Source organism: Chryseobacterium sp. 7, assembly GCF_003663845.1.
Lineage (GTDB): Bacteria > Bacteroidota > Bacteroidia > Flavobacteriales > Weeksellaceae > Chryseobacterium.
This window is the reverse complement of record NZ_RCCA01000001.1, coordinates 3,278,858-3,301,107: the sequence shown is the minus strand read 5'-3', so window position 1 is coordinate 3,301,107 and position 22,250 is coordinate 3,278,858. Positions and strand designations below refer to the sequence as shown.

The window sequence follows — 22,250 nt, the reverse complement described above, 5'->3', positions numbered from 1 at the left end:
CATACCACAAAAGTGAAAACCATTCAAAAAAACGCTATATTTGATTAATAGACTGAAGAGATATATGAATTTTGTAGAATGTCATGAAGAACCTATCCATATTCCGGGTTCTATACAAAGTTTTGGTTATTTGATTGGTATTGACGCAGAGTCCCATACCATTACTTTTTTTAGTAGGAATATCTCGGATATATTTACCATCGAAAGTCCGGAAAAACTTTTCGAAAGGAAGATTACAGACTTTCCGGAAAGCTTTCAGAGCATTATCAATTCAGAAATATACACTTCTCTGGAAAGGTTTACCAGACGTAAAAACGAAACCTATTTTGACAAAATCTTTATCAACGAAAAAGAGTATCATTTTTCTGTTTTCAAAAGTGAAGCTTATATTTTCCTTGAATTTGAAGCAGTATTGATCAATCCTGACAAAAGAATTTCCAATAAATATGATAATTTTTACATCATCGATAATGAGAAGGAGCTCTGGAATCATTTGCTGGAAACCTTGACAAAGGTGGTGAATTATGACCGAATGATGGTTTATAAATTCATGATGGACGGTTCCGGAAAAGTAATTGCAGAAAAGAAAAATGAAAACATGGAAAGCTTTCTGGGGCTTCATTATCCGGAATCCGATATTCCCAAGCAGGCCCGGGATCTTTATCTGAAAAAACGAAAGAGAATTTTCAGCAACGTTTATGCTGATACCGTTCCTATTTTAAGCAAAAGTGCTGAAAGTATTGACCTTACTTTTTCGGCATCCAGAGGAATGTCACCTATTCATGGGCAGTATCTTAAAAATTCAGGAGCAGCTTCCAGTTTCAGTGTTTCCATTATCATTGATGATCACCTTTGGGGGCTGGTAACATGCCAGAATGTAGAACCGAAGCATATTGACCTTGAAGACAGGGTACAGGCTGGGATTTTTACAACATTGGCTGCTAATGCCTATTCTTCTTTTAAATCCAAGCGAGAACTGAATTATCGCCTGGAACTGAATGAAAAAATAGCAGAGTTAAAAACTAAATTTTTAAAACATCATCATCTTTTTGATTCGCTTATTGAAAGTAAAACAGAGATACAAAGATTGCCGGAAGCAGACGGAATGGCCGTTGTTTCGGATGACAGCATTATCACATCGGGAAGTACACCGGATATGGAAAGCATTGCTAAAATTGTGCAATGGGGACTTGGCCATACCAATGACCGTATTTTTGTGAGCCGAAGCTTTCTTAAAGATTATGGTGAGGAGCTGAATTTGTCTAAAAATGCTGCCGGAGTCATTATTTATTTCATAGAAAGGGATAAAAATGAAATGCTGATCTGGTTTCGTAAAGAGTTTGATGAACATATTGACTGGGCAGGAAATCCTGAAAAAAAAGTAACTGTTTTTTCTCAAAACGGAGAGGAAAAACAAATGATATCACCCAGAACTTCTTTCCACATTTTTACAGAAAATATTAAAGGGTATTCCACAAGATGGAACTCCCGGAATATAAGTGCGGTGCATGCTGTACGGGATTTGATTTTAGAGACCTCACACAAAAACTATAATGCCATCAAAAGTCTTAATGATGAGCTGAAGAAGGTAAATGAAGAACTGGATAGTTTTTCTTATACCATTTCCCATGATCTGGGAACTCCTTTGACAGTTATGAAACTGAATGCTCAGATGCTTCTTGGAAATCTTGCCGGAGATACTGAAAAAAGCAAGACGAAAATTAATACGATCATCGAAGAAATTGACAGTATGGCTGAAATGATGCAGGATGTATTACAGCTTAGCCGTGCCAAGCATAGTGAAGTTCAGCTTGAAAGCCTGAAAACAGCTTCTACAATCTACAAAATTTCGGAAAATGCTAAGATGACCTATGGTAGTTCAAACAGTGAAGTTATTATTAAAGAATGTCCGGATGTTTTAGCAGATAAAACCATGCTTCATCAGGTATTTCTTAATATCATCAATAATGCCGTAAAATATTCTTCTCACAAAGATCATCCAAAAGTGGAAATTGAAGGAACGGAAGATGGGCAGACTATTATTTACAGGATCTCAGACAACGGTATTGGTATTCCCGAAGAAGAAAAGCATAAGATGTTTAAAATTTTCAACAGGATGGATAATGCCAAACAATTTAAAGGGAATGGGATAGGATTGTCTATTGTACACCGTATCATGAAAAGAATTGGTGGAAATGTGGATTTTGAAAGCAATGAAGAGGGTACTTCTTTTATTTTAACGTTCAAAAAGCCTTATATTTGAGAAACTTTTAAAACGTTATGTATGGTATCAGAATATCTTAAACAGAATACGGCAGATTATCACGATGCGGCAGAAAAACTTTTTAATTCTGAAAAGATTTTTAATAAAACTTTCACTTTAGAGGATTATAAAAAGATAATTCACACCAATTACCTGATGCTTCTTCACAGTGAAGATCAAATTTTCAGTAACCTTTCTGATAAATATGCGGAAAAGCTTCAGCTGGATGCGAGAAAAAAACTTTCTCTCATTGAAAAAGATCTGAAAAGTCTTTCTCTGGAAAACCAGAAAGTTTCTCATACTCTCGAATTCAGTAATGAACATGAAGCACTTGGAGCAATGTATGTGATTGAAGGTTCTACACTTGGTGGAAATGTAATTGCAAAACAACTTTCTAAAACGGAAGGGTTTGATGAGGTTACCTTCAACTTTTTCGGATGTTACCAGGAAAGTACAGGCTCTATGTGGAAGAATTTCAAAGAAGTTCTGGATACAGAAGTAACGGAAGAAAACTACAATGAAGTGCTTTCCGGCGCTAAAAAATTATATACGTTTTTACTGAACGTCAACTAATTTATTTTAATTCTAATTAAATTCCTGAAAAATTGCTCAATTTTTCAGGAATTGTTAAATTTGGGGAGTTTCAAATTTAAACTTAACTAACAAAAAATAATTTTTAAAAAGTAACAATATGAAAGTAACTGTAGTAGGTGCAGGCGCTGTAGGAGCAAGCTGTGCAGAATACATCGCAATGAAGAACTTCTGTTCAGAAGTAGTTTTGGTAGACATTAAAGAAGGGTTTGCTGAAGGGAAAGCAATGGATTTGATGCAGACAGCATCTCTTAACGGATTTGATACAAAAATTACGGGTACAACAGGAGATTACAGCAAAACTGCAGGTTCTCATGTAGCAGTAATCACTTCAGGAATTCCTAGAAAACCTGGAATGACAAGAGAAGAATTGATCGGTATCAATGCTGGTATCGTGAAAGAAGTTACTGAAAACTTAGTAAAACATTCTCCGGAAGTAATCATCATCGTGGTTTCTAACCCAATGGATACTATGGCTTACCTTGTTCACAAAACTTCAGGTCTTCCTAAGCACAAAATCATCGGAATGGGTGGTGCATTAGACTCTGCAAGATTCAAATACAGATTGGCTGAAGCTTTAGAAGCTCCAATTTCTGATGTAGACGGAATGGTAATCGCTGCTCACAGTGATACGGGTATGCTTCCATTATTGAGCAAAGCGACAAGAAATGGGGTTCCTGTAACTGAATTCTTAAGCGATGAGCAACAAAAATATGTAATTGAAGAAACTAAAGTAGGAGGAGCTACCCTTACAAAATTATTAGGAACTTCAGCTTGGTATGCGCCAGGTGCAGCAGTTTCTGTAATGGTTCAGGCTATTGCATGTGACCAGAAGAAAATGATCCCTTGTTCTTTAATGCTTGAAGGAGAATACGGACAAAATGATATCTGCCTAGGTGTTCCTGCTATCATCGGAGCAAACGGTGTAGAATCAATTGTAAACGTAACATTGACTGCTGAAGAGCAATTGAAATTCGCTGAAGCTGCTAATGCAGTTAGAGAGGTGAATGGAGATCTTAAATTTTAATAACTATCCGCTTTAAGCAGGAATTATAAACCCCGGCTGTTTCTTTGAAACAGCCGGGGTTGTTTTTTATAGCAATACAAATTTAGTTTATTGTTTTGAGGACACGAGCTAGACGCTCTCGCCAGCAGAGATCGTTACGGGAAACCATGTTTAAGTTTAATGGTTTTAGGGCTTCGGCGCGGCCGCAGGCCACGCCGAAGCCCTAAAACCAAAATTTTCAATACCAAATCACTTCGCTGTATTCACAAAACGATTTACAGTATCCACAAAGGCCTTATTTTTTTCATAATACAAAAGGTGTCCGCCATCAATGGAAACTACTTTCTGATTAGGAAACCGAAAGGTTTTATAATGCTGAGTTCCGACTGCTTTATCCCTTTTTCCTGTAATGACAAGCACAGGAACTTTGATATCTTTTGTCATCGGAGCATAATCGGCATAATATTCCGGGAAATCTTTAGGTTTTGAGATGACAGCCATTCCGAAATCAATGATACGGGGATGAAGAGAATCAATTTTGTCCATTTCTTTTATAGTTTCGATATCTTCAGTTAGGAATTTATACCCGATTCTTTTCTTTCTTAAAGCACTGCTGACTTTTGAAAGTTCAGAAGAAAGGCTGTCTTTAGAGACTTCTCTGTTTTTTATCTGTAAAAGGCTGTTACCATATTCAATTTGCTCTTTGACAGATTCATCATTCAGGAAATGCAGCGTGACATTGGCAAGAATGAGTCCTTTGGTATTTTGAGGATATTTTTTAGCATAATTAGCCGCTATGATTCCGCCAAAAGAATGGGCTAAAAGGAAGATTTTTTTCAATTTGAGGTGCTGTCTCAGTTCTTCAATATCCTGAATCATTTTGTCAAGATGATAATTTTCAGCAGTTCCGGATTTGCCGGAGCCCCGTTGATCCATATAAACCATCTGCATGCTTTTTTCCAGGCTGTTTCCACCCAGCAGCTCAAAAGAAGGATATCCCTGTCCGGGACCTCCGGGAATATAAAGGCAGGCTTCGCCTTTTCCGGCAACTTTATATTTGATCTTTACATGATCTGAGGTTTCAAAGAAACTTTCGGAAGTATTATTCTGAGCTGAAACGACAGCCAGGGAAATGAACAAAAAGAATAAGAGAGAGATTGTTTTCATATAGTAATAACAGTTGTAAGGGGCTGTTTATTACCAAGATTAGAAATTATCTTTCTTTGCTTTGGGACTTCTTAAGATTATTACAGTACTATGAAGGTAAGTGATTGGTTTTGATTTTATTATTATTTATATTGATTCTTTGATGAGTTCAATTTTCAGCGATTTTCTCAAATAATTCTGGGTAGCTGGTAACTAATCCCATTTCATCTACTGAAATTTCAGCTTTAAAATCATTTTCAATATTTTCATACAGATATTTATTAACAGCTGTTCGCGTGTATTGCTGTTGAACCGGTCTGATTTGATGTTTTAAAACATCAATATATAAAACGTCAATTTTCTGAGAATTGTTTTCTGAAATATTTAAGTAGTTGATTGGTAGTGTATTGGTAAATGGAGTCAGAGAAATATCTATGAATTTGAAATTATTGAATTTAGAATTTACAACCCCATTGATTTCCCATTGGTTCTGATTTCTTTTTCCTGAAAAGATTCTTTTAATTGTATTAATCTCACATTTGATCAAGAAATCCTGAACAAACCAGTCTTTATCAATAAGGATTCTATATTCTACAGTATATATATTAGCTTTATGACATCCTATTATTTTGGATTTTGCAGTATAGTTTTTATTATCTGATTGTAAACTGAAATATTCAAGAGACTGATAAAATATTCCTTTCCAGATCAATGTTTTCATAATGATATTCTTTGATATTTTTTATTATGACATACAAGATAATGAATGCTCAGGCTTAGTACAAAAAAGAGCGGTAAAAACCGCCCTCAACAAAATTTTATCTAACAAAAATATTTTACATATAAACGCATCCGCATCCGGTTTCCCATTCCTGGCAAAGACGCATGGGCTCATTACATCCAGGGTTGCCACCGCCACCTCCGGAAACTCTGTAACAGGTACCATCACTACAATAGTAAGAACCTATTGTTGGTGGGCAATTTCCATCCATATCACAGATTGCATACGGAGTATCACCACCGCTGATCAGGACAAGCTGATTTCTCCTTAATTTTTTTAAGTTTTTCATAGTAATATTTTTTAATTTGCTGATTACTAATGTATAGAAAAAATAGCACACCTGCAAGTGTTTTAATTAGAGCAAAGTAATAGATTGTAAAATAATACCAGATTTAATCCATATCTAAGGTCATATAAAGAGCGAGTTCCTCTGAATTATTATAAAGCCTTGTATTCAGTCCTGTTATATTAAAACCCATTCTTCTGTAGAACTGTATAGCAGGATAGTTGGTGTTTTGGGTCTCGAGTTCAATAACTCTGCAGTTGAGCCTTCGGGCTTCTTTAATGGCGCTTTTAATCAGCATAATACCGATTCCCTCCCGTCTGTGTTTTTCGTCAATCAGGATATTTTCAATGTAAAAGCTGTTGTTCCATGTCCTGTGTTTGCAAATGATCCAGCCTGCAAGTTCTTCATTCACATAAGCTCCGAAAGAATTTTCCTTTTCAATAATGGTATTGAGCTCTTCAATATCTTCAGAAGTTGTTTCCCAGACTTTTGTATAAAGCAAAGATTTTTCCCTTAAAATAAATTCAAAAGAACCACCCAATTCAATAGAAGAAACAGAATATATGATTTCTGTTGTATAGCCGTTAAGTCCCCATTTTATACTTGGGTTAGAAGTTAATTTTTGTAGTTTTCTTATTTCCACATTATATATTTTAAGATTACTGAATTTTTGAATAGATTTTTAACCGATAGTGTTAATGTTTTTACTGTTTTTTCTAGTATACAGTTAGAATATTTTTAAAAAAATTAATTTAGAGGTTAAAGAATTGAATAAGTCTTAATAGTCCGAATTGAAATTTAGGCTTTTCATAATCTTTATCAGGATTATATATTTTAACTTCTACTTTATTTCTGTCTTTGATTACAAGTCCGGAATGATTTTCAAGGTTTGAATTAATTCGTTCCAATAGTCCCAATTGAAGCATCACATCTAATATTCTTTTTCCATCAGCAAAATTTTCATAAATAATAACAGGAAGAGGTTGGTACTCAGGTGTAGATTTAATATAAAGAGAAAAAAAGTAAGGATCAAGGTCTCCAAACTCCATCCCAAACATAAAAGGAACCTCAATTTGCTGTTTAGTGATTACATTTTGAAAGTGACAATGATAACCATGAAGGAAATACTCCCAATTCCCTACTTTCCCATGCTGGCTTTTTCTACTTCTACCTTTTAAATAATTAAAAACCAGAAATGGAAAATCTTCATTGAGTATTATTTTTTTCTTTTTAATAAATAAACGTATCAGTTCTTCTCCGAGTTTTCTGTAGTCTTTTGCACATTGTACAAAAAATAATTGATTGGCAATTATTTCTTCTTTGGTGATCAGTTTATTTATTTCAATTTTAGGTTCCATTGAATGAATACCAATTTGAAAATGAGGAAGGTTTTTCTTTAATTGCTCGCCATAATCCTCTCTAATGTGGCTGATAGGATGATCAAAAATTATTCTGATTGTTTTTTGACGCGGGATATTTCTGAGGGAATCAATACTAGGAAGTTCTTGTATTGATTTTGCAGTTATTACATGAGTAGTTCTTTCCAAAGCATTAAATCAATGATTTGTTCAAATTTAAATAAAATTTCACACTCCAAAACTTTCAAAACCCTTAAATTTGTAGGCAATAAAAATTTACTTGGATGCTTAGGAACATTTCAATTGCGGCAGCTACTTTATTGTCCGTAGTTACAATCAATGCACAGAAGAACAGAAATACCCAACTGGAAAGACCCAAATTAGTCGTAGGTCTGGTAGTAGACCAGATGCGTTGGGACTATTTGTACCGTTTTTATAGTAAGTATGGGAATGATGGTTTCAAAAGGCTTTTGAACACAGGATATTCTTTAAATAATGTACATATTCCTTATGTTCCTACCATTACGGCTTTGGGACATACATGTATTTATACAGGATCTGTGCCTGCTATTCACGGGATTGCAGGAAACGACTGGACAGATAAAGAAACAGGAAAAGGAGTATACTGTACAGCGGATGAGAGCGTTCAGCCTGTAGGAACTACCAATGCAAAAATCGGAAGCCACTCTCCGAAAAACCTTTGGTCTACTACAGTCACTGACGAATTGAGACTGGCTACCAACTTCCAGGGAAAAGTAGTGGGGGTTTCTTTAAAAGACCGTGCTTCTATTCTTCCGGCAGGGCACACGCCAAACGGAGCTTTCTGGTTTGATGACAGCACAGGAAATTTCATTACCAGTACATGGTATATGAATGATCTGCCTCAGTGGGTAAAATCATTCAACTCTCAGAATCTTCCTGAAAAATTAGTAGCCAACGGTTGGAATACTTTACTTCCGATCAATCAATATACAGAAAGTGCACCGGATAATTCTTCGTGGGAAGGACTGCTGGGAAGTGCAAAAACACCTACATTCCCTTACAGCAATTTAGCAAAAGATTATCAGGCTAAAAAAGACAATATCCGTTATACACCTTTTGGAAATACACTGACGTTGAAGCTTGCAGAAGCATCGGTAGAAGGTGAAAAACTGGGTGGAGATAATATCACAGATTTCTTAGCGATCAATCTTGCCTCTACAGATTATGCCGGACATAAATTCGGGCCTAATTCTATTGAAGTAGAAGATGTTTATATCAGATTAGATCAGGATTTGGCAGAATTCTTCAACTATCTGGATTCAAAAGTTGGAAAAGGGGAGTACACTGTTTTCCTTTCTGCTGACCATGGTGGAGCACATTCTGTAGGATTCCTTAAAGAACATAAAATCCCGACAGGTTTCTTCGGTGAAGATGCAGAAAAGAATCTAAACCAAAAACTGAAAGAGAAATTTGGAGCCGATAAATTGGTTAATGCTATTGACAACTATCAGGTTTATTTCGACAGAAAGGTATTGGCAGACAGCAAGCTTGAGCTGGATGATGTAAGAAACTTTGCCGTAAAAGAAATTGAAAAAGATCCTACGGTTTTATATGCTGTTTCTGTAGACAAAGTGCAGGAGTCAAGCATTCCGGAGCCGATTAAACAGAGAATTATCAATGGGATCAACAGACAGAGAAGTGGAGATATCCAGTTAATTTCTCATGACTCTATGCTTCCGCCATATTCTAAAACAGGAACTACACACAGCGTTTGGAACTCTTATGATTCGCACATTCCATTGATCTTTATGGGATGGGGAGTAAAGCAGGGAGAAAGCAACAAAGAATATCATATGACAGATATTGCTCCTACAGTATCTTCTTTATTGAAAATCCAGTTCCCAAGCGGAAACGTTGGAAACCCGATTACGGAAGTTATTGGCAGATAAATTAATGATTATAGAACAAATCTGTTTAAATGTTTATTTTTTGGAACCATTAAGGTTGTATTAAGGCGTTAAGAGTATTAAGACAAGCTCCGCTTTAAGCTTAAAAATCAGAATGATTAATCTTAACTATACTTTATTTCTAAAATCTTCTTAATGGTTCTCGAAATTTTTAAACACATTCAATATAAAAACATTCCATTCCGGAATGTTTTTTTATTTTCAAAACTTATGAGTTTCTTATCATGTGCTGTATCTCCTGATGAAACTTCTTATTCTGTTTTCTGATTTTGATAATAAAATATAAAAGAATAACTATAAAAATACATCCCAGCAGAACAGAAGCCATTTTAATGTAGTGATAATAAGACTTCAGTTTTTCCTTTTTTAAAGCCGTTTCCTTATTGTGATTGTTGATTACCCGGTTAATGGATTTCAGCTCGTTCTGTTTTCTTTGGAAACGCATTTCCAGGTATTTTTTATTATACTGCTGATAAAGATTCTGTTGTCCTATCGCAAGATAATTATCGGCTAGTTCTTTGTAAAGTCCTTCATTCAGGATGATATCTCCTGTGTTTTTACAAAGGTTTTCAGCTTTTAATAAAAGATTAATGGCAGACTGATTTTCATGTCTTTGTTTGTGGATTTCAGAAATTCCTTTCAAGGCGAATGCTTCCAGACTTTTAGCATAATTTTTTCGGGCATAATTGATAGACTGTGAAAAAGCTTCATGTGCTTTATCAATTTGATTGAGATTCAGGTAGCAATAGCCAATATTATAGTACACCACACTCATATTGGAATAAGTCGTTTTTTTCACCGGAACTTTTTCATAATTCTGTATCGAAATCAGTAACTTTTCCAAAGCAATTTCCGAATTAGACTGGCTTTTATAAACCATTCCTCTTATCGCATAGCTTGCCGCAGTTTCAATATATTTTTCGGGGTTCTTTTCCGGAATTTTTGCAATATACAGATCAGCTTCATTCAGTGTTTCCAGACATTTACTGAAAAGTTCCATTTGCTGATACTGGATAGCCACTGAAATAAGAACACCCGCCTGACTTTTAGGATCATTGATTTTCTGGGAAAGTTCTTTCGCTTTTAAAATATATTGTAAAGATTCTTCAAAATTTCTTTTCGCAATATTAGCCGTGGAAAGAAGCATATAAAGATTAATAGACGTCTTTACGTCAGGAGAATTTTTTAACAGCTGTTCTCCTATTTTAATGGCGTTATCAGGATTGTCATAAATTTCAAGCTTTGCTTTTTTTATTAACACACTGTCTGGTGTCTTTTGTGCTTGCGCGAAAGTGATAAAGCAAAATAGGGTTAGATAAAGTATTTTTAAAAATGATTTCATAAGACTTTAGTTTTACTGATTTCCTGAATATAAACGTTAGGAGACATTCCGGTAACAGATTTGAAAACGGTGGTAAAAGCACTGTGCGATGAAAAACCGGAATACTCTGCGAGATAGCTCACTTTATAATTAAGAAATGCAGCATCGTTTCTTAATAGCTGTACAATATGATTAATCCTGAGTTTATTAATATACCCGTTGAAATTTTTCTCCTTATTGTTAATGACTTCCGAAAGGTATTTTGTATTCACTTCCATTTGGGAAGAAAGCAGAGATAAAGACATGTTCTTATTCAAATAGCCGTCAGATTTTTCAAATTCCTCAAGCTTCTGGAGAATTTCATCCTCTTTTTCTCTTGATATTTTCGTAGAACCGGAATCTTTTGTTATTGCTTGTGTCTTGTTTACAATAACCGGTTGAGCTTTCTGGCTGATCTGTTTTTCAAAGAAGTCAAACTGCTTTTTTAAGTCTTTATTTTTGCTTTTGATGAATAAAAAATAAGTAAGCAGACCTATTACAATCAATAATAAAATAATGATCAGATACAAGGAAGACTTCTGAAGAATGAATTTCTGAAATTCTATATTCTTATTCTGACTGGTTTCAACAAGCTTTACAAGGTATCGTATGCCTTCTTTTGAATTTGAATCTGTTTTTGCTTTTAAATCATTGTGAAGTTTATTGTACTGATGGTATTTTGCATCATTATGGACTGCGTAGTAATTTCGGGATAATGATTCGTAAATTTTTATTTTTAAATTATTAAAAGGAAGGTTTTCAACCAACGAAAGTCCGGTTTCCAGTTTTTCAATGGCTGTTGCATAATCCTGTTCTAGAAAATAGTACTGGGAAAGGTTTTCATAAGCCAATCCTAACAGAAAAGGTTTACTTTTTTGATGTTCAAGATCTGAAATAACACTGTTTATAAGTGTTTTATATTCAACAAGTTTATTCTGTTTCAGCAGATAAGAAGATCGGAAAATCCTGTTTTCCATTTTTATAATGGCATTTTCCTCATTAAGCTCACTCAAATACTGATTGCTTTTATCAAGATTTTGTAATGCGGTAGGATAATCCCTGTTAATTCCTGAGTTCAGGCCCTGAAGCTGATACAGTTTTGCCGTAGTGATTCTCAAAGCCGGATCACTGCTTTTAAGAAGTCGCTGATCAGATAAAAGATGGCTGATAATTCTTTTAGACTGATTGTACAAACCTAAATTTTGATATTGATCCGCCAGATTATAATCACTGAAAACCTGCATGAAATAAGAAAGTCCGGTTTCCTGATCAGCATCTTCATGTTGAGCAAAAATATTCACAGACTGTACATAATCACCTTTCATAGCATAGGCCTGCGAAATGATATTCTGGAGCATCATTTTGTGCTCGGCGTCCTGATCACTGACGAGAATTCCCTGGGTATAACTAATGCATTCGTCAGAATTCTGATAGAGTTTAAGAAAAGCCTTATCGGCTAAAATTGCAAAGTCCGGGCCGGACTGCGCATTGGCAATAAGAGAGCAGAAAATGAAGAGAAACGATAGAATTCTTCCGCTATTCTGAAATAATTGATGAGTAAATAATTTGTTTTTTGTGTTTTTTTGAATAATCCGGGTACAATCCATATTCAAAATATTATTTTATATCTGTTTGGTTATTAATGTTTTAAAAATAAAATTCTTTTAAAATTCACGAATTATGAAAGTCAATTTCTTTTGACAGGGTGAATATTGTATTAATATTGTTTTCACCAATTCGAAAGCCTAAATATAATAAAATATGAAAAATTTTTACAGAATGTCAATGAAAATATTGGCCGCTTGTTTTTTCCTGAATTTTGGTTTTGCGGAAGCTCAGCTTACTGTAATAGGTTTAGGAAATTATAATGTAGGAGCAGTTTCGGATAATGGAGTGGTAAGTATGCATACAAGTGCCGGAGGAGTTTATAAATGGGATGCGGCCGGAGGGCTTGTACAGATAGGTTCAATATCGAATGGATATCCGGCTGCCGGAAGAACAATTGTTTCCAATGACGGAACTAAAATATCTTCTTCTATAACCAATGCCGCAACGGGATTTAATGAAATATCAACCTATGATGTAGCTGCTTCTACCTGGGTAAACAGGGGAGGACTTGTTCCCACCGGATGGGATGGAAGTGTAAGCTCAACCTGGGGAATGACTACCAACGGAAGCACAATTGTAGGTCTCGGCTACCTCACAGCAGCGAATGCACATGCCGTGAAATGGGATGAAGCAAACGGAATGATAGATCTTGGAAGTATGGTTCCCGGACGTAGTTCAAGAGCCAATGCAATCAATGCTGCAGGAACAGTAATTGTAGGATGGCAGGATGAACCGACAGGTACCAGGAGTGGTGCAAAATGGCAGGACGGTGTAGAAAGCTTTATTACAGATAATAACGGAAACAATGTAGGAGAAGCAGGCGGAATTTCTGCTGACGGAAGTACCATCATTGGATCTGCAAATCCTAATCCTTATGTGTGGAATGCTATCGGCGGACTTACTTACATAACACACCCTAATGCTTCATTCAGCTTTAAAGGAGGAGCAACGGGAATTTCAGCAGACGGGAAAACGGTGATTGGCTATTACAGAGCATTCGGTGCACCTCCTATGTCGGGAGAAGGTTTTATATGGAATTCATCCACCGGAAGGATTAATCTGAACGATTATGCTGTGTCCTTAGGAATTTCAACCAATGGAGTAACCATGGGACTTCCTTTGTCCATTTCACAGGACGGAAAGAAAATTGCCGGCACAGGGACGAATGCTTCAGGTCAGATGATTGCTTTTTATCTGGATATTACAGCATTTTTGTCAGTGAATGATACAGTGAAAGAGAAAAACAATACAGGTATTTATCCAAATCCGGTAGCTGATATGCTTTACTTTAAAGGAACGGAAAAAATAGAGAAAGCTGAAATTTATAATTTGGTTGGACAAAGGGTGAAAACATTCAATACTGTGGAAGCGCAGATTGATGTTTCATCCTTGCCAAAAGGAGATTATATTCTGCAATACTCATTGAAAGGAGGGAAGCAGGAGAGCTATAAATTTATTAAAAAATAACATATATAAATAGTAAAGTAGTGGGATGAATGGCCGTTTTCAATATTGAAAGCGGCTGTTCTTTTTTATTTGATTAAAGAGATAGTTTTTTTAAGCATACGATGGTTTTTTGGCAAATACATATAAAAAACTATCTTTGCAAAAATTTTGGTTTCCAGTATTTTGGAATGAAAAGGGAATCGGGTGTAACCCCCGGACTGTCCCCGCAACTGTAAATCGCATCAAAAGTTTCTGCAAAAAGCCACTGTTTAAGAACGGGAAGGCGCAGAATGCGAAAGTCAGGAGACCTGCCAGAGTTGTAATTAAAAAAACATATTGCTTTCGGAGGAAAAGTAAAAAAGTATGGATATAAAAAGATCTTTAGTACTGCTTTTTTCATCTTATGGCTCCTTTCTTTTTGGACAAGAGAAAGCCATAGATACTATTTTTGTCTTCGACAATCAGATGAATAGGGTGAAGCTTTTTCATCCTGTAAAAACAATTTCGGCAGAAGATGCCGAGAAAAACTCAAGCAATCTTTCGGAGCTCCTTAGATTTCAGTCACAGGTTTTTATCAAAGAAAATGGACGTGGTGCAGTTTCTTCACCATCTTTCAGAGGTACTACCGCACAGCAGACTGCTTTTGTATGGAATGGAATCAATATTAATTCCAATTTTTTAGGACAGGGAGATATCAATAATATTGCCTTGTTTGGGTATGACCAGATTGGAATAAAAGCCGGAGGAGGAAGTGTTATCTACGGAAGTGGGGCTATCGGGGGAAGTATCCACCTCAATAATACGCTGGATTTTAATAAAGGATTCCACGGTTCTTTATTTTCAGAAGTCGCTTCTTTTAATACCTATAATAATTTTATAAAAGGTTCTTACAGCAATGATAAGTTCAGTTTTAAAGCTTCCGGAAATTATTCTGTAAGTGAAAATAATTATGAAGTAAGCGACCTGAATTACATCAACAGAAACGGAAATTATTACAATACAACATTCAACGTAGGTGCATCCTACAAAATAACGAACGATCATAAAATTTCGTGGCAGAGTCAGTTTTTTGATTCTTCACAGCATTATCCCGTGTATGAGGAAACGGGAACAAAAACGAAATATAAAACGCAAAGTGTAAGAAGCCTTCTTTCCTGGGACTGGAACAAAGCAAAGTTCAGTAATTCCCTTAAAGCAGCTTATACGGAAGAGAATTTTCAGTATTTCGGTTCTTTAAACCAGCCAAAATCAAGTGGCGGAACCGGGAAAAATTATATCTTTAAAAATGATTTCAACTATTTCCTGAATTCAAAATGGAATTTTAATATCATTGGAGAATTTCAGTTGAATAAAGGAGAGGGCTACCAAAGCGGAATATCGGATGTCAGCAGAAATGTTGGATCTATTTCCGGATTATTGAGGTATTTTGCTACGAAAGATCTGCGTTTCGAAGGTGGATTCAAGAAAGATTTTGTAGAAGATGTAAAGTCACCGTTGATGTACTCATTCTCCGGAAAATGGAGTGCCGCAAAGTGGTATGATGTGAGCGTAAACGTATCTAAAAACTTCAGATTTCCGTCCTTCAATGATATTTATTATGAACCGGGAGGAAATAAAGATCTTAGACCGGAAACTTCTACTCAGGTAGATATGGCAAATGAGTTCAAAGTAGGAGATTTTAAACTTACTTTGTCTCCTTATTATATGAATATTACGGATCTTATTGTATGGCTTCCCACTGCTTTAGGCTACTGGCAGGCATACAATGTCAATAAATCCGAATCTTACGGACTGGAATCCCAGCTGTCTTTCAGCAAACAGCTGGGTAAGCATAAAATCCGTGCTAATGCAGGATATTATTATGCAAAATCTATTGATAAGGAAACAAAGATGCAAAGACCTTATGTTCCCATGCACAGAGGAAATGCCAATCTGGATTATGAATATGGTTTCTTTAAGTTTTTTGCCCAGGCGCTAGTGAATGGGGTTACTTATATCACAAGCGATGAAAAGAGATCAGATGCCATAGATCCCTATTTTCTTTTAAATATGGGTGTTTCTGCAACGCTGGCAAAAAAATATACCTTAGGGTTTAAAGTGAATAATGTAACGGATACTTACTATAAAACAGTTTCTTTCTATCCTTTACCGAAAAGAAACTATAGTGTATATGCCGCAATAAATTTTTAAAAATTAAAATTGAATAGATATGAAAATAACTAAACTTTTAACTGTATTATTTGCAGTAGTGTTATTGTTTAACATTTCTTCATGTACAAATGATTCCACAGAAGTTGAAATCTCTCCAATCACTTATCAGAATGGATATTTTATCTCTAACGAAGGTAACTTCAACAGCCAGGGAGCTAAAGTAACATTCCTGACAAGAGATCTAAGCATGAAACAGGATGATATATATGGATATAACAATAATAAAGAGATCTTAGGAGATGTTCTTCAAACGATTGGACTTAACGGGAATAAGGCATATCTTGTATTGAATAACTCAAACAAAATTGTAGTAGTAGACCGTTATACATTCAAAAAATTAGCAGTAATTACAGATCAGATTGATAATCCAAGAGGAATTACTTTTGCGAACGACTTTATCTACGTTTCCAACACTAATTTCACAGCACACACTCAAAGTGTAACGAAATATAAAGCTTCTGATTACTCATTTGTAAGCAAAATCAGTATGACTGACGTTTCTGACAAAACAGTAGAAGCGGGAGGAAATGTTTTCGTACAGAATGCTTCATCAGGTTTTGGAAATAAGATTACTTATATCAATACTTCCAACGACAGCAAAACTGAAATTACGGTTCCAAACGGTCAGATTGGAAATACTATTTCATACAAATCTAACGTTTACACTATTTCTTCTACAGCTGCAGATTCTTATATCTATAAGATTTCAAGCACAGGAGCAATGACTCCGGTAATTACACTTACAGGAATTCCAAGTGCTACAAATCTTCAGATTGATAACGATAAAATCTACTTCAGCTCCGGAAATAAAGTGTATACAACAAGCTTAGCAACGCCTGCAATTCCTACAGCTCCATTGTTAACAGCTGCAGACGGCGGGCCTTATTTTACGCTTTACGGGTTTAACGTTATTGATGGAAGAATCTTTGCATCAGATGTTAAGCAATTTACAGCAGAAAGTGAAATGATAATATATTCAGCAGCTACAGGCAGCAAAATGGTAACGCTGAAAACAGGAGGCCTTGGTGCTAACGGAACTTTCCTGAACCTGTAATATATTACGTCTAAAATATAATTTTTTATTTTTTCATCATTTGTGTTTTTTTCCGGTCGGTTTCTTTTGAAGCCGGCCGGCTTTGTTTTTATAGATGGATATAGAAAAATGCCGGCGGGATGGAACATCCCGCCGGCATTTTGTATTATTTATTTGTTGAATCAGATGGTTAGTCCCAGTTTCTCAGCTTCTGCAATCACAAATTTTGTGGCTTCTTCTTTCTCATTTGGAATCTCGCCTTCCAAGATGGCTTCTTTCACTTTCTCTTTCAGAATACCAATTTCACGGCCTGGCTTAAGGTTAAACATTTCCATGATCTCCTCACCGGTAATAGGCGGCTGGAAGTTTCTTACCTGATCTTTTTCTTCTACTTCTTTGATCTTTACCGCTACATATTCAAAGTTTCTTTTGAATTTTTCCTGCTTTTTAGAGTTTTTGGTGGTAATATCTGCCTTACAAAGTGTAAAAAGATCTTCCAGATTTTCTCCGGCATCAAATAACAGTCTTCTTAATGCTGAATCCGAAGCATCATCAGTAATCAAAGCAATAGGTCTTGAGGAAAGCTTTACCATTTTCTGCACATACTTCATGTCACTTCCCAAAGGCAGTTTTAATCTCTGGAAAAGGGTTTTTACCATTTTTGAGCCTAAAAATTCATGTCCGTGGAACGTCCATCCTGTGCCTTCCACAAACTTTTTTGTAGGCGCTTTTCCAATATCGTGAAGCAGGGCAGACCAACGAAGCCAAAGATTATCCGTATTCACAGAAATATTATCTACAACTTCTAAAGTATGGTAAAAGTTATCCTTGTGGGTTTGTCCCTCTACTTCTTCCACACCTTTCAGTTCAATCAGTTCAGGAATGATCAGTTTCATAAGCCCGGTTTGTTCCATCAGTCTCAATCCGATAGACGGTTTTTCAGAAAGCATGATTTTATTGAATTCCACCATGATTCTTTCCATAGAAACAATTTTGATTCTTTCTGCTTCCTGCTGAATGGCTTTCAGAGATTCTTCTTCAATTTTAAAATTTAAAGTGGACGCAAAACGTACCGCTCTCATCATTCTCAATGGATCATCAGAATACGTCTGGGCTGGTTCCAAAGGTGTTCTTAAAATTTCTTTTTCAAGATCATCAATCCCATTAAAAGGGTCGATCAGTTCTCCGAAATTATTTTTATTTAAAGAAATAGCCATCGCATTGATGGTGAAATCTCTTCTTTTCTGGTCGTCTTCCAGGCTTCCGCCTTCCACTTCCGGCTTCCGGCTGTTTTCAGTATAGCTTTCCTTTCTTGCTCCCACAAACTCCAATTCAAGATCTTTATACTTGATCATTGCTGTTCCATATGTTTTGAATACAGAAACCTTTAATTTTGGATCTATATCCTGAGCTACATTTTGAGCAAGCTCAATACCGCTTTGTTCCGTTACAAAGTCTATATCTGTAGACGCTTTTCTGTTCATCAGAAGGTCTCGTACATAACCGCCCACAATATACACGGACTGGTTATTCCTTTCTGCTGCTTCAGAAATGATTTTGAATAGTTTTAAATTCTTATTTTGATTAAGATTAATTTTCATCGTTAATAATAGTGACAATTTCTACGTATGCGATCCATTAATCATAATGGGCATACATTTTACTAATTTTTCCTTCTTCATTAAAAAACATGACTTCAACAGCATGTTTATCCATAATCGACTTATAAAATAATGCTACCGAATCTACTCCTGCTGTAGAATGAATAAGATCAAAATGAAGATCCGGAAATTTGTTCAACGCCTTTCTCCAGTATTCACGAACGGCTTCTTTTCCTTGCAAAGAGCTTTCTTTACCGCCTGTAGCCAAAACAATCATAGGAGTTGTGATCTCAATATCATCGGAATAATGGGTGAGTATATTCTCTAAATCATGAGAGTTCCATGCATTAATCCACATTTGAGCAAATTCCAGATGATTCATAGCAAATAATTTATGAGTTGAGTTTGCAAAGATAAAACTAAAAAAAAGAAATCCTGCCGATATGAACGGGCAAGACTCTAAAAAATAAACATAAAAGTTCAGGATTTCTATTCCCGAAGCACTTTTATTCTGTTGTCATTCCAAATTTTGATTACAGAAGAACCTGAATATTTTGAAACCCTTTCTCTGTCTTCTTCCACAGCATAATCTACAAGGCTGATCATCTCTTCAGAAATATCAGAGAATTTTAAAGGACTTTTCTCACCACTGAAGTTGGCAGAAGTAGATACCAGAGGTTTGTTCAGTTTTGTGATCAGTTTTTTACAGAAATCGTTTTTTACCAATCGGATTCCGATGCTTCCGTCTTCCGCAAGAAGTTCTTTAGGCAGGCCTCTTGGATTTTCATAAACAATCGTTACCGGTTTTTCGCTAAGATCAATAATTTCCCAGGCCATCTCAGGAACATCTACCAGATCCTGAAGTCTTTTCTCAGATTCCACAAGGATGATCATGGATTTATTTTTTTCGCGCTTTTTGATGTCAAAAATTTTGTTGACAGCTTCTATATTGGTCGCATCACAACCAATTCCCCAGATGGTATCTGTAGGATAAAGAATCGTTCCGCCGGATTTTAATATTTCGATAATATGTTCCATAATTGTATATGAGTTCAAAGAGGGGATAAAGGTAGAAAATATAAGGATTTTGGGCAAATGATGAATAGGTAAATGCTCAATTTATAAAAGATTATAATCCGTGAAAAAATGAATTAAAATAAGTTTCATGCTTTATAGGTTATGTCAGTAATTCTTAAATTTTTTAGAGACCTCATTTTGTTGGAATTAAACTTCTTTTCAAATTTCTACATCCATCCCAATTTCGATAAATACCTTTCCTCAATAATATTCAGGTGGTGGTAATTGTGTCCTACAATCAGCTTTCCGATGGTTTCTACCGTAATTTCATGGCCGTTGGCTGTACCTTTATTCTGTAAAGCGGAAGGATGGAGCGTTTCTAATAGAATTTGAGAAGATTTTCTCACCAGTTTATATTCTTCCAAAAGAGAATCCAGTGTTCTTTCGCTTGCAAAAGACTGATCTGCATATTCGTTTTCGTCAAATCCGGGAAGATTATTTTTTTCTCCTCTGGCGAAAGCTAATATTCTGTATTGGAAAACTCTTTCCGTATCTGAAAGGTGGAGCAGAAGTCCTTTTAAAGTCCATTTTCCTTCTGCATAAGCGAAATTGGACTGTTCTTCTGTAAGGTTGGAATAAATTCCTATAGTTTTATCAGCTGATATTTTTAATTCGTTTAACCAGTCCCCTGATGGGATCTGATCTAAGTATCTTTGGATATATTTTTGAAATTCGGTCATATCATTTTTGGTTTTTAGGGGTGATTTTGGGTGCGGGTTTTCGAGTTTCGGGTAGTGAGTGTAATGCGTAAGTAATTTATTACTCATTGCTTATTACTCATTATTTATTATTCATTGCTCATGATTGGTCCACTCGTAGAAGTTGACAGAATTATAAAGCTCAAATCCGCAGGCTGGATAAAGCTGATTTCCGATATTATTGCTTTTTCCAGTTTCTAGAAGAATACCACATGCTTTTGATGAACGGCAGAGTTCTTTAGATTGTTCAATCAGTTCTTTAGAATAGCCTTTTCCTCTATGGTCTCCATTCACGTAAAGATCATTCAACAGCCAGTAGCGCTGCATTCTTGTGGATGAAAAAATAGGATATAATTGTACGAAACCTGTCAGAATTCCATTTTCTTCTGCAACAAAAATTTCAGAATCTTTATTTTCCAGTCTTTCCTGAAGAAAATTGGCTGCAGCAGGAATATCTGATGTTTTGTGATAAAATACCCTGTACTGATCAAATAATTCCGCCAATTGCGGTAAGTCGGAAATAACTGCTTTTCTTGTATTTTTCATAGGTAATTTCATGATTATAAAAAAATGAGAAAGATTAAATAATCCTTCTCATTTTTTGTATGGTTTATTAAGAAAAAGCTTTCTCTAAATCTGCAATAAGATCTTCTGCATCCTCAATACCTACGCTTAAACGAACAAGGTCATCGGTGATTCCCAGTTCAGCACGTTTTTCTGCAGGAATTGAAGCGTGTGTCATCAGAGCAGGGTGGTTAGCCAGAGATTCTACACCTCCTAAAGATTCCGCAAGGGTGAATACTCTTACTTTTTCTAAGAATTTAATAGCATCTTCTTTCTTTCCGGATTTAAAAGTGAATGAAACCATTCCTCCAGCTTCCTTCATCTGAGATTTTGCCAATTCATACTGAGGATGAGATTCCAATCCTGGATAAATTACTTTATCTACAGCAGGATGAGTTTCCAGATATTTTGCTACTGCAAGACCATTGTCAGAGTGTCTCTGCATTCTTAACGCTAATGTTTTGATTCCTCTCAATACAAGGTAAGAGTCGTGAGGTCCTAAAATACCACCACTCGCAAACTGAATGAAGTGAAGTTTTTCTCCCAGCTCAGCATCTTTAGCAATAAGCGCTCCGGCAATCACATCAGAGTGTCCGCCTAAATATTTGGTTGCAGAGTGCATCACAATGTCAGCACCTAAATCAATAGGTCTCTGGATATAAGGTGTTGCAAAAGTGTTATCTACTGCCACTAAAATATCTTTTCCTTTCGCTATATCTACAACTGCTTTAATGTCTACCAATTTCATCAATGGGTTAGTAGGAGTTTCTACCCAGATCAGTTTTGTTTTATCAGTAATTACATCAGCAATTTTAGAAACATCATCAAAATTCACGAAAGTAAATTTCAGCTGATATTTTTCGAAAAGTCTTGTGAACATTCTGTAAGTTCCTCCATAAAGATCATCTACAGCAATTACTTCATCACCTGGGTTTAATAATTTCAAAACACAGTCGATGGCTGCAAGACCGGAACCGAAAGCTAAACCTCTCGCTCCGTTTTCAATACTTGCCAAAGAGTCTTCCAAAGCCTGTCTTGTAGGGTTGGCAGCTCTTGAATATTCATATCCGGAATGTACACCCGGGCTTTTCTGTGCAAATGTAGAGGTTAAAAATACAGGTACATTTACAGAACCTGTTGCAGACTCATGGTGCTGCCCTCCGTGAATTACTTTTGTATTAAAATTCATAATTTTTTGATTTTAGACTTTTAGCATTAAACAATAAAATTACTGCCTGATACTAATTGTTTTTATTAAAATTTGCTCTAGCT

Annotated in this window: 20 protein-coding genes and 1 riboswitch; of the genes, 7 read left to right on the top strand and 13 right to left on the bottom strand. The window is 35.7% G+C overall.

From position 1 onward, the window contains the following. Nucleotides 1-64: 64 nt before the first annotated feature. From CLU97_RS15095 to CLU97_RS15085, 3 genes are all read left to right on the top strand, one after another. Entirely contained in the window at nucleotides 65-2,263 is a 2,199-nt protein-coding gene (locus CLU97_RS15095; RefSeq protein ID WP_121488669.1) for an ATP-binding protein, read from the top strand. 21 nt (nucleotides 2,264-2,284) lie between these two features. Further along, on the top strand, nucleotides 2,285-2,836 hold the full coding sequence (locus tag CLU97_RS15090) for a biliverdin-producing heme oxygenase (RefSeq protein WP_121488668.1): 552 nt from the start codon (nucleotides 2,285-2,287) through the stop codon (nucleotides 2,834-2,836). Nucleotides 2,837-2,954: 118 nt separating this feature from the next. Further along, the gene (locus CLU97_RS15085; RefSeq protein ID WP_034699354.1) at nucleotides 2,955-3,881 is read left to right on the top strand and encodes a malate dehydrogenase; all 927 of its coding nucleotides are present in this window, start codon (nucleotides 2,955-2,957) and stop codon (nucleotides 3,879-3,881) included. Between the two features lie 228 nt (nucleotides 3,882-4,109). Here CLU97_RS15085 and CLU97_RS15080 read toward each other — a convergent pair whose 3' ends face one another. The 5 genes from CLU97_RS15080 to CLU97_RS15060 all read right to left on the bottom strand — a co-directional run bounded on the left by CLU97_RS15080 (nucleotide 4,110) and on the right by CLU97_RS15060 (nucleotide 7,620). After that, on the bottom strand, nucleotides 4,110-5,027 hold the full coding sequence (locus CLU97_RS15080; protein ID WP_121488667.1) for an alpha/beta fold hydrolase: 918 nt from the start codon (nucleotides 5,025-5,027) through the stop codon (nucleotides 4,110-4,112). A gap of 148 nt (nucleotides 5,028-5,175) precedes the next feature. Next, nucleotides 5,176-5,727: a putative glycolipid-binding domain-containing protein gene (locus CLU97_RS15075; RefSeq protein WP_121488666.1), complete on the bottom strand. Its 552-nt coding sequence runs from the start codon at nucleotides 5,725-5,727 to the stop codon at nucleotides 5,176-5,178. 115 nt (nucleotides 5,728-5,842) lie between these two features. Then, the gene (locus CLU97_RS15070) at nucleotides 5,843-6,076 is read right to left on the bottom strand and encodes a hypothetical protein (protein ID WP_121489760.1); all 234 of its coding nucleotides are present in this window, start codon (nucleotides 6,074-6,076) and stop codon (nucleotides 5,843-5,845) included. 103 nt (nucleotides 6,077-6,179) lie between these two features. After that, a complete protein-coding gene (locus CLU97_RS15065) occupies nucleotides 6,180-6,716 on the bottom strand; it encodes a GNAT family N-acetyltransferase (protein WP_121488665.1) in 537 nt (178 codons plus the stop codon). 109 nt (nucleotides 6,717-6,825) lie between these two features. Further along, nucleotides 6,826-7,620 (bottom strand): DUF6896 domain-containing protein, encoded by a 795-nt coding sequence (locus CLU97_RS15060; RefSeq protein WP_121488664.1) that lies wholly within the window; start codon nucleotides 7,618-7,620, stop codon nucleotides 6,826-6,828. Between the two features lie 95 nt (nucleotides 7,621-7,715). Between CLU97_RS15060 and pafA the strand changes: the two genes are divergently transcribed. Further along, nucleotides 7,716-9,362, top strand: a complete 1,647-nt coding sequence (gene pafA / locus CLU97_RS15055) for an alkaline phosphatase PafA (protein ID WP_121488663.1) — start codon at nucleotides 7,716-7,718, stop codon at nucleotides 9,360-9,362. Nucleotides 9,363-9,588: 226 nt separating this feature from the next. On the opposite strand, the gene CLU97_RS15050 is transcribed toward pafA, so the two are convergent. Further along, nucleotides 9,589-10,722 carry a tetratricopeptide repeat protein gene (locus tag CLU97_RS15050; protein WP_121488662.1) on the bottom strand — a complete coding sequence of 378 codons (1,134 nt, stop codon included), beginning with the start codon at nucleotides 10,720-10,722 and terminating at the stop codon, nucleotides 9,589-9,591. Continuing rightward, complete coding sequence (locus CLU97_RS15045) at nucleotides 10,719-12,347, bottom strand: helix-turn-helix domain-containing protein (protein WP_121488661.1); 1,629 nt, start codon at nucleotides 12,345-12,347, stop codon at nucleotides 10,719-10,721. Before CLU97_RS15045 ends, CLU97_RS15050 begins: the two co-directional genes overlap by 4 nt. 154 nt (nucleotides 12,348-12,501) lie before the next feature. On the opposite strand from CLU97_RS15045, the gene CLU97_RS15040 reads away from it, so the two are divergent. From CLU97_RS15040 to CLU97_RS15030, 3 genes are all read left to right on the top strand, one after another. Beyond that, complete coding sequence (locus CLU97_RS15040) at nucleotides 12,502-13,815, top strand: T9SS type A sorting domain-containing protein (protein ID WP_121488660.1); 1,314 nt, start codon at nucleotides 12,502-12,504, stop codon at nucleotides 13,813-13,815. A gap of 131 nt (nucleotides 13,816-13,946) precedes the next feature. After that, a riboswitch (cobalamin riboswitch) is annotated at nucleotides 13,947-14,125 on the top strand. A gap of 32 nt (nucleotides 14,126-14,157) precedes the next feature. Continuing rightward, the gene (locus tag CLU97_RS15035) at nucleotides 14,158-15,984 is read left to right on the top strand and encodes a TonB-dependent receptor plug domain-containing protein (RefSeq protein ID WP_121488659.1); all 1,827 of its coding nucleotides are present in this window, start codon (nucleotides 14,158-14,160) and stop codon (nucleotides 15,982-15,984) included. A 19-nt stretch (nucleotides 15,985-16,003) separates the two neighbouring features. Next, nucleotides 16,004-17,059 (top strand): YncE family protein, encoded by a 1,056-nt coding sequence (locus tag CLU97_RS15030; RefSeq protein WP_121488658.1) that lies wholly within the window; start codon nucleotides 16,004-16,006, stop codon nucleotides 17,057-17,059. Between the two features lie 161 nt (nucleotides 17,060-17,220). On the opposite strand, the gene CLU97_RS15025 is transcribed toward CLU97_RS15030, so the two are convergent. From CLU97_RS15025 to CLU97_RS15000, 6 genes are all read right to left on the bottom strand, one after another. Next, nucleotides 17,221-18,639 carry a CCA tRNA nucleotidyltransferase gene (locus CLU97_RS15025; RefSeq protein ID WP_121488657.1) on the bottom strand — a complete coding sequence of 473 codons (1,419 nt, stop codon included), beginning with the start codon at nucleotides 18,637-18,639 and terminating at the stop codon, nucleotides 17,221-17,223. A gap of 37 nt (nucleotides 18,640-18,676) precedes the next feature. Continuing rightward, on the bottom strand, nucleotides 18,677-19,021 hold the full coding sequence (locus CLU97_RS15020; protein WP_121488656.1) for a nuclear transport factor 2 family protein: 345 nt from the start codon (nucleotides 19,019-19,021) through the stop codon (nucleotides 18,677-18,679). Between the two features lie 107 nt (nucleotides 19,022-19,128). Next, nucleotides 19,129-19,677: an L-threonylcarbamoyladenylate synthase gene (locus CLU97_RS15015; RefSeq protein ID WP_121488655.1), complete on the bottom strand. Its 549-nt coding sequence runs from the start codon at nucleotides 19,675-19,677 to the stop codon at nucleotides 19,129-19,131. A gap of 206 nt (nucleotides 19,678-19,883) precedes the next feature. Further along, nucleotides 19,884-20,396, bottom strand: a complete 513-nt coding sequence (locus tag CLU97_RS15010) for a DinB family protein (protein ID WP_121488654.1) — start codon at nucleotides 20,394-20,396, stop codon at nucleotides 19,884-19,886. A gap of 111 nt (nucleotides 20,397-20,507) precedes the next feature. Beyond that, nucleotides 20,508-20,960 carry a GNAT family N-acetyltransferase gene (locus CLU97_RS15005; RefSeq protein WP_121489759.1) on the bottom strand — a complete coding sequence of 151 codons (453 nt, stop codon included), beginning with the start codon at nucleotides 20,958-20,960 and terminating at the stop codon, nucleotides 20,508-20,510. A 67-nt stretch (nucleotides 20,961-21,027) separates the two neighbouring features. After that, on the bottom strand, nucleotides 21,028-22,167 hold the full coding sequence (locus CLU97_RS15000; protein WP_121488653.1) for a cystathionine gamma-synthase: 1,140 nt from the start codon (nucleotides 22,165-22,167) through the stop codon (nucleotides 21,028-21,030). Between the last annotated feature and the right edge of the window lie 83 nt (nucleotides 22,168-22,250).

Bases quoted from the DNA above. Each gene is read 5' to 3' on its own strand.
- CLU97_RS15095 (WP_121488669.1), top strand. From the start codon at position 65: ATGAATTTTGTAGAATGTCATGAAGAACCTATCCATATTCCGGGTTCT.
- CLU97_RS15090 (WP_121488668.1), top strand. From the start codon at position 2,285: ATGGTATCAGAATATCTTAAACAGAATACGGCAGATTATCACGATGCG.
- CLU97_RS15085 (WP_034699354.1), top strand. From the start codon at position 2,955: ATGAAAGTAACTGTAGTAGGTGCAGGCGCTGTAGGAGCAAGCTGTGCA.
- CLU97_RS15080 (WP_121488667.1), bottom strand. From the start codon at position 5,027: ATGAAAACAATCTCTCTCTTATTCTTTTTGTTCATTTCCCTGGCTGTC.
- CLU97_RS15075 (WP_121488666.1), bottom strand. From the start codon at position 5,727: ATGAAAACATTGATCTGGAAAGGAATATTTTATCAGTCTCTTGAATAT.
- CLU97_RS15070 (WP_121489760.1), bottom strand. From the start codon at position 6,076: ATGAAAAACTTAAAAAAATTAAGGAGAAATCAGCTTGTCCTGATCAGC.
- pafA (WP_121488663.1), top strand. From the start codon at position 7,716: ATGCTTAGGAACATTTCAATTGCGGCAGCTACTTTATTGTCCGTAGTT.
- CLU97_RS15050 (WP_121488662.1), bottom strand. From the start codon at position 10,722: ATGAAATCATTTTTAAAAATACTTTATCTAACCCTATTTTGCTTTATC.
- CLU97_RS15045 (WP_121488661.1), bottom strand. From the start codon at position 12,347: ATGGATTGTACCCGGATTATTCAAAAAAACACAAAAAACAAATTATTT.
- CLU97_RS15040 (WP_121488660.1), top strand. From the start codon at position 12,502: ATGAAAAATTTTTACAGAATGTCAATGAAAATATTGGCCGCTTGTTTT.
- CLU97_RS15035 (WP_121488659.1), top strand. From the start codon at position 14,158: ATGGATATAAAAAGATCTTTAGTACTGCTTTTTTCATCTTATGGCTCC.
- CLU97_RS15030 (WP_121488658.1), top strand. From the start codon at position 16,004: ATGAAAATAACTAAACTTTTAACTGTATTATTTGCAGTAGTGTTATTG.
- CLU97_RS15025 (WP_121488657.1), bottom strand. From the start codon at position 18,639: ATGAAAATTAATCTTAATCAAAATAAGAATTTAAAACTATTCAAAATC.
- CLU97_RS15020 (WP_121488656.1), bottom strand. From the start codon at position 19,021: ATGAATCATCTGGAATTTGCTCAAATGTGGATTAATGCATGGAACTCT.
- CLU97_RS15015 (WP_121488655.1), bottom strand. From the start codon at position 19,677: ATGGAACATATTATCGAAATATTAAAATCCGGCGGAACGATTCTTTAT.
- CLU97_RS15010 (WP_121488654.1), bottom strand. From the start codon at position 20,396: ATGACCGAATTTCAAAAATATATCCAAAGATACTTAGATCAGATCCCA.
- CLU97_RS15005 (WP_121489759.1), bottom strand. From the start codon at position 20,960: ATGAAAAATACAAGAAAAGCAGTTATTTCCGACTTACCGCAATTGGCG.
- CLU97_RS15000 (WP_121488653.1), bottom strand. From the start codon at position 22,167: ATGAATTTTAATACAAAAGTAATTCACGGAGGGCAGCACCATGAGTCT.